Source organism: Arthrobacter sp. Leaf234 (assembly GCF_001422665.1).
In the GTDB taxonomy this organism is placed as follows: Bacteria; Actinomycetota; Actinomycetes; order Actinomycetales; family Micrococcaceae; genus Arthrobacter_D.
In genome coordinates this window covers 1,527,660-1,544,474 of record NZ_LMLU01000001.1, presented here as the reverse complement: position 1 = coordinate 1,544,474, position 16,815 = coordinate 1,527,660, and the positions used below count along the sequence as shown (strand labels likewise).

The 16,815-nt window shown below is 71.5% G+C and carries 15 protein-coding genes; 9 read left to right on the top strand and 6 right to left on the bottom strand.

The window, feature by feature from the left end; all coding sequences use genetic code 11:
- Nucleotides 1-65 precede the first annotated feature (65 nt).
- Complete coding sequence (gene hemG / locus ASF21_RS07250) at nucleotides 66-1,766, bottom strand: protoporphyrinogen oxidase (RefSeq protein ID WP_235498678.1); 1,701 nt, start codon at nucleotides 1,764-1,766, stop codon at nucleotides 66-68.
- Between the two features lie 2 nt (nucleotides 1,767-1,768).
- The gene (hemE, locus tag ASF21_RS07245) at nucleotides 1,769-2,830 is read right to left on the bottom strand and encodes a uroporphyrinogen decarboxylase (RefSeq protein ID WP_055768622.1); all 1,062 of its coding nucleotides are present in this window, start codon (nucleotides 2,828-2,830) and stop codon (nucleotides 1,769-1,771) included.
- A 193-nt stretch (nucleotides 2,831-3,023) separates the two neighbouring features.
- On the opposite strand from hemE, the gene ASF21_RS07240 reads away from it, so the two are divergent.
- Nucleotides 3,024-4,406: a glutamyl-tRNA reductase gene (locus ASF21_RS07240; protein ID WP_082471299.1), complete on the top strand. Its 1,383-nt coding sequence runs from the start codon at nucleotides 3,024-3,026 to the stop codon at nucleotides 4,404-4,406.
- A 54-nt stretch (nucleotides 4,407-4,460) separates the two neighbouring features.
- Here the strand turns inward: ASF21_RS07240 and moeB are convergent, their stop codons facing one another.
- Nucleotides 4,461-5,792 carry a molybdopterin-synthase adenylyltransferase MoeB gene (gene moeB / locus ASF21_RS07235; RefSeq protein WP_082471298.1) on the bottom strand — a complete coding sequence of 444 codons (1,332 nt, stop codon included), beginning with the start codon at nucleotides 5,790-5,792 and terminating at the stop codon, nucleotides 4,461-4,463.
- 99 nt (nucleotides 5,793-5,891) lie between these two features.
- Between moeB and ASF21_RS07230 the strand changes: the two genes are divergently transcribed.
- Nucleotides 5,892-6,512, top strand: a complete 621-nt coding sequence (locus ASF21_RS07230; RefSeq protein WP_055768619.1) for a TetR/AcrR family transcriptional regulator — start codon at nucleotides 5,892-5,894, stop codon at nucleotides 6,510-6,512.
- A 45-nt stretch (nucleotides 6,513-6,557) separates the two neighbouring features.
- The gene (locus ASF21_RS07225) at nucleotides 6,558-6,782 is read left to right on the top strand and encodes a DUF3107 domain-containing protein (protein ID WP_055768616.1); all 225 of its coding nucleotides are present in this window, start codon (nucleotides 6,558-6,560) and stop codon (nucleotides 6,780-6,782) included.
- A 156-nt stretch (nucleotides 6,783-6,938) separates the two neighbouring features.
- On the opposite strand, the gene ASF21_RS07220 is transcribed toward ASF21_RS07225, so the two are convergent.
- The gene (locus ASF21_RS07220; protein WP_082471296.1) at nucleotides 6,939-7,775 is read right to left on the bottom strand and encodes a ferritin-like fold-containing protein; all 837 of its coding nucleotides are present in this window, start codon (nucleotides 7,773-7,775) and stop codon (nucleotides 6,939-6,941) included.
- 176 nt (nucleotides 7,776-7,951) lie between these two features.
- On the opposite strand from ASF21_RS07220, the gene ASF21_RS07215 reads away from it, so the two are divergent.
- The 4 genes from ASF21_RS07215 (at nucleotide 7,952) to ASF21_RS07200 (ending at nucleotide 12,955) form a co-directional block, all read left to right on the top strand.
- On the top strand, nucleotides 7,952-8,398 hold the full coding sequence (locus ASF21_RS07215) for a YdeI/OmpD-associated family protein (protein WP_055768614.1): 447 nt from the start codon (nucleotides 7,952-7,954) through the stop codon (nucleotides 8,396-8,398).
- Nucleotides 8,399-8,506: 108 nt separating this feature from the next.
- Entirely contained in the window at nucleotides 8,507-9,991 is a 1,485-nt protein-coding gene (locus ASF21_RS07210) for an RNB domain-containing ribonuclease (protein WP_321166886.1), read from the top strand.
- Between the two features lie 297 nt (nucleotides 9,992-10,288).
- The gene (locus tag ASF21_RS07205) at nucleotides 10,289-12,070 is read left to right on the top strand and encodes a DEAD/DEAH box helicase (protein WP_055768607.1); all 1,782 of its coding nucleotides are present in this window, start codon (nucleotides 10,289-10,291) and stop codon (nucleotides 12,068-12,070) included.
- A gap of 6 nt (nucleotides 12,071-12,076) precedes the next feature.
- Entirely contained in the window at nucleotides 12,077-12,955 is an 879-nt protein-coding gene (locus tag ASF21_RS07200; RefSeq protein ID WP_082471295.1) for a DNA-methyltransferase, read from the top strand.
- A gap of 62 nt (nucleotides 12,956-13,017) precedes the next feature.
- Here the strand turns inward: ASF21_RS07200 and ASF21_RS07195 are convergent, their stop codons facing one another.
- Nucleotides 13,018-13,860 carry a PHP domain-containing protein gene (locus tag ASF21_RS07195; protein WP_055768604.1) on the bottom strand — a complete coding sequence of 281 codons (843 nt, stop codon included), beginning with the start codon at nucleotides 13,858-13,860 and terminating at the stop codon, nucleotides 13,018-13,020.
- 51 nt (nucleotides 13,861-13,911) lie between these two features.
- On the opposite strand from ASF21_RS07195, the gene ASF21_RS07190 reads away from it, so the two are divergent.
- Together ASF21_RS07190 and ASF21_RS07185 are read left to right on the top strand one after the other, a co-directional pair.
- Entirely contained in the window at nucleotides 13,912-14,154 is a 243-nt protein-coding gene (locus tag ASF21_RS07190) for a hypothetical protein (protein WP_055768601.1), read from the top strand.
- Nucleotides 14,151-15,731, top strand: a complete 1,581-nt coding sequence (locus tag ASF21_RS07185; protein WP_414826608.1) for an aminopeptidase P family protein — start codon at nucleotides 14,151-14,153, stop codon at nucleotides 15,729-15,731. Before ASF21_RS07190 ends, ASF21_RS07185 begins: the two co-directional genes overlap by 4 nt.
- Nucleotides 15,732-15,841: 110 nt before the next feature.
- On the opposite strand, the gene ASF21_RS07180 is transcribed toward ASF21_RS07185, so the two are convergent.
- Nucleotides 15,842-16,768 (bottom strand): general stress protein, encoded by a 927-nt coding sequence (locus ASF21_RS07180; protein ID WP_200914778.1) that lies wholly within the window; start codon nucleotides 16,766-16,768, stop codon nucleotides 15,842-15,844.
- Between the last annotated feature and the right edge of the window lie 47 nt (nucleotides 16,769-16,815).

Genomic DNA, 16,815 nt, shown 5'->3' with positions numbered 1-16,815 from the left:
AGTCTGCCCCCGCCGGAAGACGATTCGAAATCCTTCTCTTCTACAAACGGTAGAAGAGACGAACGTCACATCGGGGCGCCGGTGTCGCCCCTCAGCAGGACGTCAGCAAGGGCTGTCGCCCGCGCCCGCGCGTCGTCGATGACGGCCACGAGTCCCGTCCCTGCCAGCCATCCGCCGGTCACGGCGAGCGACTCCGCAGCCGCGGCCACTGCCCCCCGGATGCGGGCGACGCGCTCGCGGTGACCCACGGAGGCGTGCGGCAGCGCGCCTGCCCAGCGCACCACGTCCCAGTCGAGGACGTCCGCCTCGTCGATGCCGACACCGAGCAGGTTCGAGGCGTCCGCGAGCGCGTGCCGGTAGAGGAGCTCGTCCGGTGAGGCGAGCCCGACGTCGGCCGGGGTGTCCCCCACCCGCCCGAAGGACAGCCGCAGGACGTGCGAGCCCGGCCCCGCCTGGTCGCGCAGCCACGCCCACTTCGCGGTCGAGTGCGTCAGTGCCTTCGCGGCGACCCCCTCGACACCCCGGGCCACGAGGACGCCCGTCCCGCGCGGCCGGGCATCGAGTTCGGGGACGTCCACGATCAGCGTCACCAGGGCGACGCCGGGCACCGGATCGGGGCGCTCGTCGGCGAGGGCCGGGATGGCAGGAGCCAGCAGGTCGACGGCGGCGCGACCCTCGGTGGCCACGACGACGGCGTCCGCCCCGATGCGACGGGTCAGGGTCGAGTGCTCGGTGGTCACCGTCCAGCCCGCACCGTCGCGGGTCACGCCGGAGACCTGCTCTCCCGTCCGCAGGTCGGCGCCGTCGGCCCTGAGCTGCTCCACGAGCGCATCGCGGAGCTGGGCGATGCCACCGTCGAGGCCACCGACGGCGGCCCCCGCCGGTGCGGCCTTACGCAGCGCTCCGGCCGCCGCACCGAGGGATCCCAGCCGTCCCATGGTCGCCCGGAGCCCGGGGGCCACGGAGTCGACGTCGAGATCGTCCGGATCGGCGGAGAACACACCACCGGCGACGGGCGCGACCAGGCGCGTCAGCACCTCCTCCCCCATCCGCGTGCGGACGAGTTCACCGAGGCTGACTCCGCTGCGGGTCGCCAGCGATCCCACGGGCAGCACCCTGTCCAGGGCCGCGCGCAGCGACCCTGCCCGGCCGATCACCGCGGTGATGGCGGGATCGCCCGGATCAGCGGGGATGCCGAGGACCCCGGAGTTCGGCAGGGGCTGCGCCGCCGCCCGGAGGTCCCTGCCGGGCAGCTGCACCCAGGCACCCGTGGCATCGGGCGTGACGATGCGGTCACCGAGTCCGAGCTCTCCGGCGAGCGCCGGGACGGTGGCCGAGCGCGTCGAGAAGGACTCGGCACCGCTGTCGAGCTGGAATCCTCCGAGCGATCTGCCGTCCACGGTCCCGCCGAAACGATCGGACCGTTCCAGGAGCGTGACGGCCAGTCCGCGGGCCAGCAGGGTCCGCGCGGCGACGAGGCCGGCCAGCCCTCCGCCGATGACCACGGTCCGGCGGCGGGCGGGTGCCGGGGCCGCGCCGTCGTCCGATGCCGCCTCCCGTGCGGGTGCGGGCGGCGCTGCCGCTGCGGGCATGGTCGCCGGGGCTCCCTGAGCTACCGCCGGTGGGGAAGCCGCGAGCGAAGGCCCGTCCGCGGACGCGGCGGGACCGGACCCGACGACGGCGCCGGTCCGGCCACCTGCCCCGCGGTCCGCTGCTGCGGCGCCGGCGGGCGTCTCCCGCCGGCCACGCCCGACCCCCTGGTCCATGCCTACGGCTCCACGGAGTGGATGAGCTCCACGACCTGCGTGAGCACATCGGGGTCGGTGTCCGGGGGGACGCCGTGCCCGAGGTTGACCACGTGCCCGGGCGCCGAGGCGCCGGCTGCGAGGACCTCGCGCACATGGCGTTCGAGCACCGGCCACGGCGCGGGCAGCAGTGCCGGGTCGATGTTGCCCTGGAGCGGCACCGAGCCGCCGAGGCGCCGGTTGGCCTCGTCCAGCGGCAGCCGGTAGTCGACACCGATCACGTCCACGCCGACCTCGTGCATCGCCACCAGGAGCTCCGACGTACCGGTGCCGAAGTGGATGAGGGGTGCGCCGGAGCCCCGTACGTGGTCGAGGGCCCGGCGCGAGGCCGGCGCGACGTGCGTGCGGTAGTCCGCGAGACCCAGGGATCCCGCCCACGAGTCGAAGAGCTGGGCCGCACTGGCGCCCGCCTCGAGTTGAGCGCGGAGGAAGGCGCCGGAGGCGTCCGCCGCCCAGTCGGTGAGCGCGGACCACGTCCCGGGATCGGCGTGCATCATGGTGCGCGGACCCAGGTGGTCCCGGGAGGGCTTCCCCTCCACCATGTACGCGGCGAGCGTGAAGGGCGCGCCGGCGAACCCGATGAGCGGCGTGGTCCCGAGCTGCGCCACGGTCAGGGCCACCGCCTGCCTGATCGGCTCGAGCGCCTCATCGGTCAGTGTGGGCAGGGCGGCGACGTCGGCCGCGGAGCGGATGGGCGAGCCGAGGACCGGGCCCACACCCGGCACGATGTCCACGTCCACGCCTGCGAGCTTGAGCGGGATGACGATGTCGGAGAAGAAGATGCCCGCATCGACGTCGTGGCGGCGGACGGGCTGCAGGGTGATCTCCGAGGCCATCTCCGGATCGAGGCACGACTCGAGCATGTCGGTCCCCGCGCGGAGGGCCCGGTACTCCGGCAGGGAGCGGCCGGCCTGGCGCATGAACCACACGGGCCGCCGATGCGGCGTCTGCCCGCGATAGGCGGAGATGAGTGCCGAGCCGGACGTGCGTCCGTCGACCAGCGGGTGCGATGCTCCAAGGTCCATACCGCCGATTCTGCCGAAGTTCACAGCGTTTGGATAACCGGCGCCGCCACGGGCCGGCCGGGCGTGCCCAAGATCACGCCCGTCCGAGTGGGGCAGGATTCCGCAGGATTCCGCAGGATTCCGCGGATTGCAAGCTCCGGTAAGGCTGGCCTATTCAGTGGGGAAGGGCCGTTCTCGGTATGATCGAGGGGTTGTGGTACTTCTTTCACTTGTAGCGACACACTCGAATGTGGACCTGGAGACGGTCGCCCGACTGAGCGTCGGGGCCCCCCAGGTCCCTGCCGCCGTGCTCGCCGATGACAGGGCTGTCTCCGGCGCCGTCGTGCTGGCCACCTGCAACCGCTTCGAGATCTACGCCGAGGCACCGTCCGAGGACGACGTCGAAGCGGCACGATCCGCCATCGTCTCGACGATCAGCGAGTACTCCGGCATTCCCGAGCAGTCCGTCTCGGCATCCTTCGAGACCCATACCGGCCAGGACGTCGCCGAGCACCTCTTCGCCGTCGGCGCCGGACTGGATTCCGCCGTGATCGGCGAGCGCGAGATCGCCGGCCAGGTCCGGCGCGCCCTCATCGACGCGCAGGGTTCGGGGGCTGCGAGCGGCGGGCTCGTGCGTCTCTTCCAGGCCGCGTCGAGGACCGCGAAGGACGTCGGGGCGCAGACCGCGCTCGGCAGCCGCGGCCGCTCGATCGTCTCCGTGGCCCTCGAACTCGCCGGGGACATCTCCGCGGACGCCGACTGGTCACGGAAGACGGTCGTGCTCTTCGGGACCGGCGCCTACGCGGGCGCCACTATGGCAGCACTCAAGGACCGCGGCTGCATCGACATCTCGGTGTTCTCCTCGTCCGGTCGCGCCGAGGCCTTCGTTGCCACGCGCGGCGGCACTGCCGTCACCGCCGCCGACCTCCCCGGAGCGATGCGCCGCGCCGACGTCGTCATCGGCTGCAGCGGCAGCGACGCGCGGATCGATGCGGCCGACCTCCAGCGGATCCGCGAGGGCGGCAACCGGCCCCTCGTCGTGATCGACCTCGCCCTCAGCCACGACTTCGATCCCGCCGTCGGCATGCTCGACGACGTCGAGCTCATCACGCTCGAATCCGTCCGAGCAGCGGCCCCCGAGGAGCAGGCGGACGCGCTCGCCCAGGCCGGCGACCTCGTGCGTGACGCCGCCCGCACCTTCGAGGAGCAGCAGGCGACCCGCGCGATGAACGCTGCGATCGTCGCCCTCCGGCAGCACACGCAGGCCGTGCTCGATTCCGAGATGGAGCGCGTCCGGGCGCAGCACGGGTGCACGGCTGCCGCCGAGGAGGTCGAGTTCGCCCTCCGCCGCATGGTCCGCCAGCTTCTCCACGTCCCGACCGTACGGGCGCGTGAGCTCGCCGCCGAGGGTCGCCAGGACGAGTACACCGCAGCACTCGAGGCCCTCTACGGCATCGAGGTGGCTCCAGCGGCCGAGAAGGGGACCGGGACCTCGGACGCGACCCTGCCGCCTGCCGTTCCGCCGCACACCGGCCATGTCCACCCCGATGGCGCCGTGTGCCCCGTCGATCACGGGCGCCCCGCCCGGAGCGCCTGACTCCGCCAGTCCCCTGCGACCGTCGCGGCCGTCCCGTCCCCCCGAGGACGCCGCTCAGTACCCCGGCTTCCCGGGCTCGATCCGGCCGATCCATTCGATGATCCCGCCCTGCACGGACCGCGCGTCGGGGTGGCCCTGCGCACGGAGGAAGCGGACGACGGCGGCCGAGCGCACCCCTGACTTGCAGTGGACGATCACGGGACGGGCGGCATCGATCCGGTCCTCGCCGTCGAGGATGAGGTGCTGCGGGACCAGCCGGGCTCCCTCGATGGCGACGATCGCGTACTCCTCCGGGTTCCGGACGTCCAGCAGGTCGAAGTCCACGCTGCCGGCGGACCGTGCGGCCAGGAGTTCCGCCAGCTCGTCCACCGTGACCAGGGGAACCGGCCCGTCCTCGCTCGTCCCGGCCGTGCCGGCGTCGCCGGAACCGGAACCGGAACCGGAACCGACCGAGGGCACCCCGCAGAACTGCTCGTAGTCGATCAGCTCCGTGATCCGCTCCGCCGACGGGTCGGGGCGCACGCGCAACTCGCGCCAGCTCATGTCCAGTGCATTGAACACCAGGACCCGCCCGAGGAGGGTGGTGCCCACGCCCGTGATCAGCTTGATGGCCTCGTTGACCATGACCGAACCGATCTGCGCGCAGAGCACGCCGAGCACCCCGCCCTCGGCGCAGGAGGGTACGGAGCCGGGCGGCGGCGCCTCCGGGTAGAGGTCGCGGTACGTCGGTCCGTGGCCCTGCCAGAAGACACTCACCTGGCCGTCGAAGCGCAGGATCGACCCCCAGACGTAGGGCTTGCCGAGGATCGCCGCGGCGTCGTTCACCAGGTAGCGCGTGGCGAAGTTGTCGGTGCCGTCGACGATCAGGTCGTACTGCGAGAACAGGTCCAGCGCGTTCCCACGGTCGAGCCGCTCCTCGTGCAGCACCACGCCGACGAGCGGGTTGAGCTCCAGGATGCTCGCCCGGGCGGACTCCGCCTTAGACCGCCCGAGGTCGGCCATGCCGTGGATGACCTGCCGCTGCAGGTTGGAGAGCTCGACGTCGTCGTCGTCCACGATCCCGAGCAGGCCGACGCCCGCTGCCGCGAGGTAGAGCAGCGCGGGCGAACCGAGGCCGCCGGCGCCGATCACCAGCACCCGGGCGTTCTTCAGCCGCAGCTGCGCCTCCATGCCGAAGTCCGGGATGATCAGGTGGCGCGAGTAGCGCAGGATCTCCTCGGGGGTGAGGCCGGCTGCCGGCTCCACGAGCGCGGGCAGACCGGACACGGTCGTGGGCGGCGTCCCGGAACGCGCCCCGACCGACGGCCCGGACGGCGCCCCCGTCGGCGTCCCGATCGGTGTCCCGACGTCGGCGGAAGTGTTCGGAGCGGTCGGTGAAGCGGTCATGCCCAAGGGTATTCCGCCGCGCACCGGTGGAGCCATCGCAGGAGGACTGATGGGTAGACTGATCTGGCCCCATCCGCCCCCAGGACCCAAGGATTCCCCGTGAGCGCCGACCCGAGCACCGCAGGAAAAGCCGTCCGGCTGCCGCGGGACGAGCGACGTCGGCAACTCCTGGCGGCAGCGCAGGAGGTGTTCGTCGGCAACGGCTACCACGGGGCCGCGATGGACGACATCGCGGTCGCGGCCAAGGTCAGCAAACCCGTGCTGTACCAGCACTTCCCCGGGAAGCGGGACCTGTACCTCGCCCTGCTGGACAGCCACCTGGCCGAGCTCACCCAGCTGCTCCACGACGCCCTGCGTTCCACCGACGACAACAAGCTGCGCGTGCACGCGACGATGCGCGCCTACTTCCAGTTCATCGCCCAGGACAGCCGGGCGCACCGGCTCGTCTTCGAGTCGGACATCAGCAACGAGCCCGACGTCAGCAGCAGGCTCGAGGAGTTCAACGCGCAGTTCGCGAGCGCGATCGCCGGCGTGATCGCCGGCGACACCCAGCTCTCGACGGTGGAGGCGACGCTCCTGGGCCGGGGCCTCGCCGGGATGGCACAGATCAGCGCCCGCTACTGGCTCGAGACGGAGGGCAGCCTCGACATCGATGCCGCCGCGGAGCTGATCTACCGTTTAGCTTGGCGCGGAATCAGCCGCTTCCCCAAGGAGATCTAGAGTAGGTTCGAAGCAGTAACGCTCACTACACAGGAGGCATCCGCCGTGGAAGTCAAGATCGGTATCCAGAACGTCAACCGGGAGATCGTGCTCGAGTCCTCCGAGAGCGCCGACGCCATCGCCGACCTCGTCGCAGCAGCCATGGGCAGCGGTTCCGAGCTCCGCCTGAAGGACTCAAAGGGTCGCCAGGTCATCGTCCCGACCTCCGTCCTCGGGTACGTGGAGATCGGCGCCGAGGAATCCCGCCGCGTCGGGTTCGGCGCCCTCTAGCACTCCTGATCCTTCGTCCGACGAGAACCCGCGGCCCCGATCATCGGCCGCGGGTTCTCGTGTGTCCGGCCCCTGGTCGGGAGCTGTGCCGGGGCGAGGCAGGGTGCGGACCGCGCGGCGGGCACCGGTGCCCGGTCCCTCGACCGGCGCCGGGCGTCAGGCCGTGAGGCCCAGCGCGCTCATGCGCCGCGAATGGTTCCTCGTGAGCTGCGAGAACAGGGCGGTGGTGTGCTGCGTGTGGTCGGCCTCGTTGGCGAAGAGCAGTCCCGCCAGGTACTCCCGCTCGATCCCTACGCGCTGAGCCTGCGTGAGGGCCTCTCCCACGAGCCTCCGCCCCCAGAGCGCGAGCCGGGAGGCGAGCCGCGGATCGTCCGCCAGGGCCTCCTTCAGGCGCCGCTGGAGGTGCGCGGCGCCGTCGCCCGAGTCGATCGCGCCGATCAGGTCACGGGTTCTCGGGTCCAGGCTGTCGGCGAGCGCCCGGTAGAAGTCGCCGGAGAAGGCGTCGATGACATAGGCCTTCATCAGGGACTCGTACCAGTCGCCCGGGCGGGTGCGCTCGTGGAAGGCATCGATCGAGGCCTGGAACGGCGCCATGGCGTCCTCGATCGTGACGCCGAGACCGGCCACGAACCGGCTGACCAGCTCGAAGTGCTCGAACTCGAGGACTGCGAGCCGCCCGAGGCTGGCCCGGTCCGCGAGGCTGGGCGAGAAACGGGCATCGGAGGAGAGTCGCTCGAAACCGGACAGCTCACCGTAGGCGATGACACCGAGGAGGTCGGTGACGAAGCTCGCGTAGCGGGGGTTGCCGAGTGCGTCGTCCGCGGCACTCGCCGGCAGCTGCCCGGCATCGGCCGGGACCGATGCATGCCGCGCACCGGGTCCAGCCGGTGACGTCGGCGCACCGGCGCCGACAGATGCTCCGGCAGACCGGTCCTGCGTCCGGCCCGTATCGGTCGCGGAAAGGGCCGTGCTGTCGGAGGAGCCGTTGTTCATTCTGCTAAGAGTACGCACTCCGGGAGGTCCGGCAAGCGCGTCCGAGGCCCGTGTGCGGATCCCTCTGTCCCCGGCGCGCCGAAGCGGTCTAGGATCATCACCTCCGGACCGTGGCGGGTGATCATCGCACGGACGGACGAGGCTCCGGCAGGATGCCGGGCGGAAGGCAGGACCGGATGGATTTCTCGGGTGTCCTCGAGCTTTCGGGCCGCACCGCGACCGGCATCGAGGTGCCCGAGGAGGTCCTTGCTGCGCTCGACGGCGGACGGCGCCCGCCGGTCCGGGTGACGCTCGGCTCCTACACGTTCCGCACCACCGTCGGTTCCCTGAACGGCCGCGCGATGATCCCCGTCAGCGGGGATCACCGCACTGCCGCAGGGTTGACCGCGCGCCAGACCGTACACGTCCGCCTCGAACTGGACCTCGCCGAGCGGACGGTCGACGTGCCGGAGGATCTCGCCGTCGCCCTGTCGTCGGATCCGCGGCTCGTCGCCGCGTTCGACGCCCTTTCCGTCAGCCGGCGGAAGGCCCTCGTGGTGCCGATCGAGCAGGCCAAGGGGGCGGATACACGGACGCGCCGCGTCGCGAAGGCCGTCGACTCCCTGCGCCCGCCGACCGACTGACGGCAGGATCCGGACGCCCGCGCGCCCCGGCCGACACCGGACAGGGTCCGCAGCGCCACCGGGCCGTGCTCGCACCGGATGTCTGTGACGTGCATTACCCTGAGCCCTGTGCCAGCACAGCATATGGATCTGAGGGACCGGGAGTCCCAGCAGCGCCTCACGGAGTCGCTGCGACTCCTGCGCGAGGAACTCGACATCAGGGAGGACTTCCCGGCCGACGTGCTGCGGGAGGCGGAGGAGGCGGTTGCCGCGCACCGCCCGCCGAGTGCAGACCTCCGTGACCTCCCGTTCCTGACCATCGACCCGCCGGGGTCCACCGACCTCGACCAGGCCGTCCATCTGGCCCGCCTCCCGGAGCCCGCGGGCGGGTTCGAGGTCTGGTACGCCATCGCGGACGTCCCGCTGTTCGTTGCTCCGGGCGGCGCGATCGACGCCGAGGCACGGCTGCGCGGACAGACGATGTACGCTCCGGACGGCCGCATCTCACTGCATCCCGAGGTCATCTCCGAGGACGCCGCAAGTCTCCTGCCCGAGGAGGACCGGCCCGCCTTCGTCTGGCACTTCCGGCTGGACGCTGCCGCCGTCGTCCGATCGGTGACGGTCGAGCGGGCCGTGGTGCGCAGCCGCCGCCAGCTCACCTATGCGGAGGTCCAGGCGGACGTGGACGCCGGCAGGGCGGACGCGCAGCTCGAGCTCCTGCAGGAGATCGGCCTGCTCCGCATCCAGCAGGAACTCGACCGCGGCGGAGCCAGCCTCAACCTCCCCCGCCAGGAGATCATCCACGACGGCGAGAGCTACAGCATCCTCACCGAGCCGGCGCTCCCCTGCGAGGACTGGAACGCCCAGATCTCGCTCATGACGGGCATGGCGGCCGCGCGCATGATGATCGACGGCGGCATCGGCGTCCTGCGCACCATGCCCGAGCCCGACGACGGCGCGCTCGGCAAGTTCCGGCGGCAGTCGGAGGCGCTCGACCACCCGTGGCCCGAGGACCTCCCCTACGGCGCGTTCCTCCGCACGCTGGACGTGACCGATCCCCGGCAGCTGGCCCTCATGCACGCCGCGGCCTCGCTCTTCCGCGGCGCCGGCTACACGGCCTTCGACGGCGAGGTGCCCGAGGCCGTCGTCCAGTCCGCCATCGCCGCCCCGTACACGCACACCACCGCTCCCCTGCGCCGGCTCGTCGACCGCTTCGTCCTCGTGATCTGTGCATCGCTCTGTGCAGGCGAGGAGGTGCCCGCCTGGGTGCGGGACGTCCTTCCCGACCTCAACGCCCTCATGGCGTCGTCCAACCAGACGGCGTCACGCCTCGACTCCGGAGCAATGGACGCCGTGCAGGCCGCGCTGCTGAGCAACCGCATCGGCGAGGCGTTCTCCGCCGTCGTCCTGCAGGCCTCCCCACCCGCCGTGGCGGACGCACCCGGGAAGCAGGCACCGCGGCTCTCGGGCACGGTCCAGGTCACCGAGCCGCCGCTGGAGGCGAAGTGCTACGGGGAGCTGGTGGCGGGAGAGCGCGTGACGGTGGTGCTCCTCGAGGCGGACATCGCCCGCCGGCGCCTCCGCTTCGAGGTCAAACCCACTGACGCGCGGTGACCCCGCACCCGGCGCGGCGTGCACGCGCGGGCGATGACACGCTCCCGGGGGCGGGCAGGGTAGGCTTGGAGCGTAGTAATGGATGCCCGGTCGTTATCCCTCTTCGATAACCCGCAGTACCTACTCGATCCCGAGTTTTCCCGCGGGCGCAGGTCTCCCTCCGCAGCCCGCACGCAGTTGCAAGCCCGCGATCGGCTTCCACTGGACGCCCTGCGCCCGCCGATACGCTCCGCACCGGATGGACTCCATCCGGGCGTCGAGCCTCAGCGGCCGTACGGCCTGAATGAACGGTAGAACGTGCACAACACAGATCACGACACGAACAGTTCCCCCGCGGCCGACGCCCACCACCTCGTCGCCGACAACTCCGAGGACGCCATCGACGTCGAGGAGACGCTGGTCACCACCGAGGAGCCCCACGCTCCCGTCGCGGAGACCTTCGCCGACTTCAACGTCCGCCCGGACATCGTGGAATCCCTCGCGGATGCGGGCATCACCCACCCCTTCCCCATCCAGGCGATGACCCTGTCCATCGCGCTCGGCGGACACGACATCATCGGCCAGGCCAAGACCGGAACCGGCAAGACGCTCGGCTTCGGCATCCCGGCGATCCAGCGTGTCGTCGGGCCGGACGACGCCGGCTACGAGAAGCTGCCCGTCCCCGGTGCACCGCAGGCCCTCGTCGTCGTCCCCACGCGCGAACTCGCCGTGCAGGTGGCAGGTGACCTCACGACGGCGGCGAAGAAGCGCAACGCGCGCATCGTCACCATCTACGGCGGGCGTGCCTACGAGCCGCAGATCGAGGCCATCAAGAGGGGCGTCGAGATCGTGGTCGGGACCCCCGGCCGCCTGATCGACCTGTACCGGCAGAAGCTCCTGGTCCTGAAGAACGTCAAGATCGTGGTGCTGGACGAGGCCGACGAGATGCTGGACCTCGGGTTCCTGCCCGACGTCGAGACCCTCATCGCCGCGACGCCGCCGGTCCGCCAGACACTCCTCTTCTCCGCGACCATGCCCGGCCCCGTCATCGCGATGGCGCGCCGCTACATGACCCAGCCCACGCACATCCGGGCAGCGGACCCCGAGGACGAGGGCATCACCAAGAAGGACATCCGGCAGGTCATCTACCGGGCTCACAACCTCGACAAGGCCGAGGTCGTGGCCCGGATCCTCCAATCCCGCAACCGCGGCCGGACCATCATCTTCTGTAAGACCAAACGCACCGCGGCGAAGCTCTCCGAGGAGCTCATCGACCGTGGCTTCGCGGCCGGCGCCATCCACGGCGACCTCGGCCAGGGAGCCCGCGAGCAGGCCCTGCGCGCCTTCCGCGGCGACAAGATCGACGTGCTCGTCGCCACCGAGGTCGCTGCCCGCGGCATCGACGTCGAGGACATCACGCACGTCATCAACTACCAGTGCCCCGAGGACGAGAAGGCCTACCTGCACCGCGTGGGCCGCACGGGCCGCGCCGGCAAGAAGGGCACCGCGGTCACCTTCGTCGACTGGGACGACGTGCCCCGCTGGGGCCTGATCAACAAGGCGCTCGGCCTCGACGCGCCCGAGCCGGTCGAGACCTACTCGTCGTCGCCGCACCTGTACACCGATCTGGACATCCCCGTGGGCACCAAGGGCCGGCTGCCCCGCAAGGACCGCAAGCTCGCCGGGATCAACGCCGAGACCCTCGAGGACCTCGGCGAGACCGGCAAGCGTGGCGGCGGGCGCCCGGACGGCGCCGGTGGTGCCGCGGGCGCGGGCGGTCGCGGACAGAGCCGAGACGGCGGGCGGGGTGGCCAGAGCCGCGACGGCGCAGCAGGCGGACAGCAGCGCGACTCCGGCAGGGGCTCGCGAGGCCGCGGCCGCGGCGGCCGCGGAGCGGACAGCAACGGTCCCGCCGAGTCGACGTCGTCCGCTGCAGCACCCGCAGCGACCGGGGCAGCCGACCCCGAGGGCGGACGCCGCCGTCGTGCCGCCGACGCCGTGTCCGGCGAGACGGCTGCGGGCGACCGCCCCCGCCGGAGCCGCACGCGCCGCCGCAACGGCGAGGTCGTCGGGAACCCTGCCGGCGGCTCGGAGGACTAGTCCTCGGTGACGGAACTTCCTGCGCCGTCCGTGTCTCCCGTGTGGAGCGCGGACGGCGCCAATCTCGTGGTCCACGCCGATAACGCCCAGTACCTGCCCACCCTGCCCGATGCGTCGTTCAGCATGATCTACGTCGATCCGCCGTTCAACACCGGCCGTGCGCAGCGGCGGCAGCAGACCTCGATGGTGCGGGCGGCCCCGGGGTCAGGTGACCGCGTGGGCTTCAAGGGACAGTCCTACTCGACCGTGAAGGGCATCCTCGCGAGCTACGACGACGTGTTCGAGGACTACTGGGACTTCCTCGCCCCGCGGCTCGCCGAGGCCTGGCGACTCCTCGCCGCCGACGGCACGCTCTACGTGCACCTCGACTACCGCGAGGTGCACTACGCCAAGGTGATGCTGGATGCCCTCTTCGGGCGCGACTGCTTCCTGAACGAGATCATCTGGGCCTATGACTACGGCGCCCGGGCGAAGCGGAAGTGGCCCGCGAAGCACGACAACATCCTCGTGTACGTGAAGGACCCGGCCGGGTACCACTTCAGCAGCGACGAGGTGGACCGGGAACCCTACATGGCTCCCGGCCTCGTGACGGCGGAGAAGGCGGCGCTCGGCAAGCTGCCCACCGACGTGTGGTGGCACACCATCGTGTCCCCGACCGGCCGGGAGAAGACCGGATATCCCACGCAGAAGCCGGAGGGGCTGCTGCGGCGTGCCGTCGCCGCGAGCAGCCGCGAGGGCGACTGGGTCCTGGACTTCTTCGCGGGGTCGGGGACCCTGGGCGCCGTCGCCGGTAAGCTCGGCCGGCGCTTCGTCTGCGTCGACAGCAATCCGCAGGCCATCGGGATCATGGAGCGGCGCCTGGCCCCCTGGACCGGAGCACCCTAGCCGGTCCACCGGGCATCCGTCCTGCAGGCCGCTGGTGCCCGGAGGGCGGACCGGAACGCCCGTCAGCCCGCCCGGGTCCCGGTGGCTAGACCGATGATCGCCTCGAGGGTCTCCGCGCTCGTCACGTTCTCCCCGAGCAGGTTCGGCTTGCCGGTGCCGTGATAGTCGCTGGAGCCGGTCACGAGCAGGCCGTTGTCGCGGGCGATGCGCCGCAGCTCGACGCGTGCGCCCTCCGGGTTGTCCCGGTGCTCCACCTCGAGGCCCAGGAGTCCGGCGTCGATCATCTCGTCGATGACGGCGCCGCCCACCACGGCCCCGCGGTTGAACGCGGACGGATGCGCGAAGACCGGGACGCCGCCCGCCTCGCGGATGAGCGCGACGGCGGCTGCCGGATGCGGTGCGTAGTGGCTGACCCAGTACGGCGACCGCGCGGTCAGGATGCGCTCGAAGGCCTCGGACCGGCTCGTCACGATCCCGAGCGCGATCAGGGCATCGGCAATGTGCGGACGTCCCACGGTCGCGCCCTCGGTCACGTGCTCCTGCACCAGTTCCCACGTGATCGGGTAGTCCTCGGACATGAGCTCGACCATCCGGCGGGCCCGCGTGAGGCGTGCGTGCCGCGACTTGGCGATCTCCTCGCCCAGCCCGGCGTGCAGCGGATCGTGCAGGTAGGACAGGACGTGCACGCTGATGCCGGTGTCCGTGCGGCAGGAGACCTCCATACCCGGGACGAAGGTGATTCCCAGTGCGCCGGCCGCGGTGAATGCCCTGCTCCACCCCGCGGTCGAGTCGTGGTCGGTCAGCGCGACGGCGTCGAGGCCTGCGGTCGCGGCGGAGGCGATCAGGACGTCGGGGGCCTCGGTGCCGTCCGAGACGTTGGAGTGCGTGTGCAGGTCGATTCTCACCGGATCCAATCTACGCGCCGGGAGGGGGCAGCTCCTGTCGACTCCCCGGCGGTGTTCGGCGATGAGCAGGACGAGCTTCCCCGCGGCACGCCCCTCCTCGCTCCTGCGGTGATCGTCCGCAGCGGCCGCTCGACGACGCGGCCCGCTGTCCTGCCCGGACGATGGCGATCGCGATCGTCGTCGTGGGGTGTCCTGTCGCTGTCGTCCCTGCTGCTGCTCCACACCTCGGCGCCCGGACTCCTCAACGGCCCGACTTTCCTGCCATGCCGCCCCGGTGAGACGATGACGGGGTGAGCACCGACGACACCGCACCCGCAGGCCTGAATCCCACCGACTCCCCCGAGGGCCAGCCCCTCTCCGATCGGAACGAGAACCGCTCGCAGCGGCCCGATTCCGACGCCTTCAAGGCCTTCATGGCCGGCGACTGGGCCCGGTCCTCGGAGGAGCTGCCGCCCGAGGCGCCCGTCGCCGCGCACGCCGCCCGACGCCGGCGTGCCGTCTCCGACCGCTTCCCCGGCGAGCGCCTGGTGATCCCGGCCGGCCCGTTCAAGGTCCGCTCGAACGACACCGACTACCGGTACCGCCCGCACTCCGGGTTCGCCCACCTGACGGGCCTCGGCCTCGACCACGAGCCGGACGCCGTCCTCGTCCTCGAGCCCGTCGATCCCGGGACGGGCGACGACGGCGGCCACCACGTCGCCACGCTGTACTTCCGCGAACTGGCGGGACGGGACAGCGCGGAGTTCTACGCCAACGCCCGGTACGGCGAGTTCTGGATCGGCCAGCGGCTGTCCATGGCGCAGATCAGGGCTCAGCTCGCCCTCGAGACCGCGGACCTCGGCGACCTCGAGGTCGCCATCACCCAGGACGCCGGTGTGGTCGAGATCGGCGGAACCGGGATCCGCCTGCTCCGGGAGGTGGACCTCAACGCCGACGCCCTCGTGGACACCTCACGCATCAACACGGGGGTGGACCTGGAGAAGGCCGACGCCCTGGACGCCGTGCTCGCCGAGGCCCTGTCCGAGCTGAGGCTCATCAAGGACGCCTGGGAGATCGAGCAGATGGAGGCCGCCGTCGCGGCGACCGTCAGCGGATTCCACGAGGTGGTCCGCTCCCTCCCCCGCGCCATCAGCCACCCCCGCGGCGAGCGCGTCGTGGAGGGCGCCTTCTTCACGCGGGCCCGGGAGGAGGGCAACGACCTCGGCTACGACACCATCGCGGCCTCCGGCAACAACGCGACCACCCTCCACTGGATCCGCAACACCGGGCAGGTGAAGGCCGGGGAGCTCCTGCTCCTCGACGCCGGCGTCGAAGCGGAGAGCCTGTACACCGCAGACATCACCCGGACCCTTCCCGTCAACGGCCGGTACTCCGACGTCCAGCGGAAGGTCTACCAGGCGGTGCTCGACGCGGCGGACGCTGGCTTCGCCGCAGCGCAGCCCGGCCGGAAGTTCCGTGAGATCCACCTCGCCGCCGTCACCGTCCTCGCCGAGAACCTCGATGGCTGGGGACTGCTGCCGGTCACGCTCGAGGAAGCGCTCGCGGATGAGGGCCAGCACCACCGACGGTGGATGCCGCACGGCACCAGCCACCACCTCGGCATGGACGTGCACGACTGCGCCCAGGCGAAGCGGGAACTGTACCTGGACGGCGTGCTGACCGAGGGCATGGTGTTCACGATCGAGCCCGGCCTGTACTTCAAGGACGAGGACCTCGCCGTGCCCGAGGAGTACCGGGGCATCGGCGTGCGGATCGAGGACGACATCCTGATGACCGCCGACGGGCCGGTCAACCTGAGTGCCGCCCTCCCGCGGAAGCCCGAGGACGTGGAGGACTGGATGGCCGGGATCTGGGGGCCATCCAGGGAGTAGTCGCGGGCCCCGGCGCCGGGGGACAGGAAAGGCAGGGACCGCGGGGTCCCTGCCTTTTCGTTCTCTCGCTTCGATCGACGCCGACTCGTCGGCGTCGATCGCACCCTCGACTAGCGCGGTCCGCCGACCGCCGAGGAACCGGAGCCGGCCGGACCGTCGCCGTCCCCGGGCGCCTGCGCGCCCTGCTGGTGCGCTCCCGGCCCCTCGGTGCCTGCGGCGGAACCATCGGCGCCGACCTGCGGCCCGTCGGGGCCGGGCATCGCACGTCCGGCCGGATCCTCGACGCGGACCCCGTACTGGGGGCGGCCGTCGGGCAGGTCCGGGAACTGTCCGCGCCGCGGTCCGGTGGTGCCGGGTCCGGCCGTCGAGCCCGCCGCCTGACCCTCGACGTCCGCGGGCTGTGCCTGTCCGGGCTGCTGCTGGGGCTGCTGGGTGGGGAACGGATCGTTCCAGGACGCTGGTCGCTCCGGTGCCTGTCCCTGCTGGGGCGGTTGCTGCCCCTGGCCCCACGCCGCCGGGTTGCTGCCGGGATGCTGGGCCTGACCGTTCATGGGCAGCTGCTGCAGCAACCGGCGAGCCTCACCGGCGAGGCTCGGCTCGACGAGGAGGTCGTAGCTGGTCGCGACCACCTGGCTCGTCGAGGTGAAGTCCCGCTTGCCGCGCTGGAACGCGTAGGTGATGACGCCGAAGAGCAGCCAGAAGATGGCCCCGAGCAGGATCGAGGACGGTACCGTGCTGACCATGTCGCTGTTCGCGAACAGGCTCAGGATCAGGCCGACGAACAGTCCGAACCAGGCGCCGGACAGCGCACTGCTCAGGGCCACGCGGGGGTAGCTGAGGCGCCCCGTGACCCGCTCCACGGCCTTCAGGTCGTTGCCCACGATCGCGACGCGCTGTACGGCGAACTTGTTGTCGGCGAGGTAGTCCACGGCCTTCTGCGCATCGAGGTAGCTGGTGTACCGCCCGATCGTCTCGCCGGTGGGCAGCACGCGGCCCAGGTCGCGGGAGGCAGTTGTTCCGAGAGGTGGTGTCGACATGCTCCCCATTCTTGCGTACCACCGCCGTCCGTGGGGGCGGTATCGCC

Excerpts from the sequence above, each read along its gene's own strand:
- moeB (WP_082471298.1), bottom strand. The coding sequence starts at position 5,792 with ATGACCGCTTCACCGACCGCTCCGAACACTTCCGCCGACGTCGGGACA.
- hemE (WP_055768622.1), bottom strand. The coding sequence starts at position 2,830 with ATGGACCTTGGAGCATCGCACCCGCTGGTCGACGGACGCACGTCCGGC.
- ASF21_RS07215 (WP_055768614.1), top strand. The coding sequence starts at position 7,952 with ATGGATTTCTCGGGTGTCCTCGAGCTTTCGGGCCGCACCGCGACCGGC.
- hemG (WP_235498678.1), bottom strand. The coding sequence starts at position 1,766 with ATGGACCAGGGGGTCGGGCGTGGCCGGCGGGAGACGCCCGCCGGCGCC.
- ASF21_RS07220 (WP_082471296.1), bottom strand. The coding sequence starts at position 7,775 with ATGAACAACGGCTCCTCCGACAGCACGGCCCTTTCCGCGACCGATACG.
- ASF21_RS07180 (WP_200914778.1), bottom strand. The coding sequence starts at position 16,768 with ATGTCGACACCACCTCTCGGAACAACTGCCTCCCGCGACCTGGGCCGC.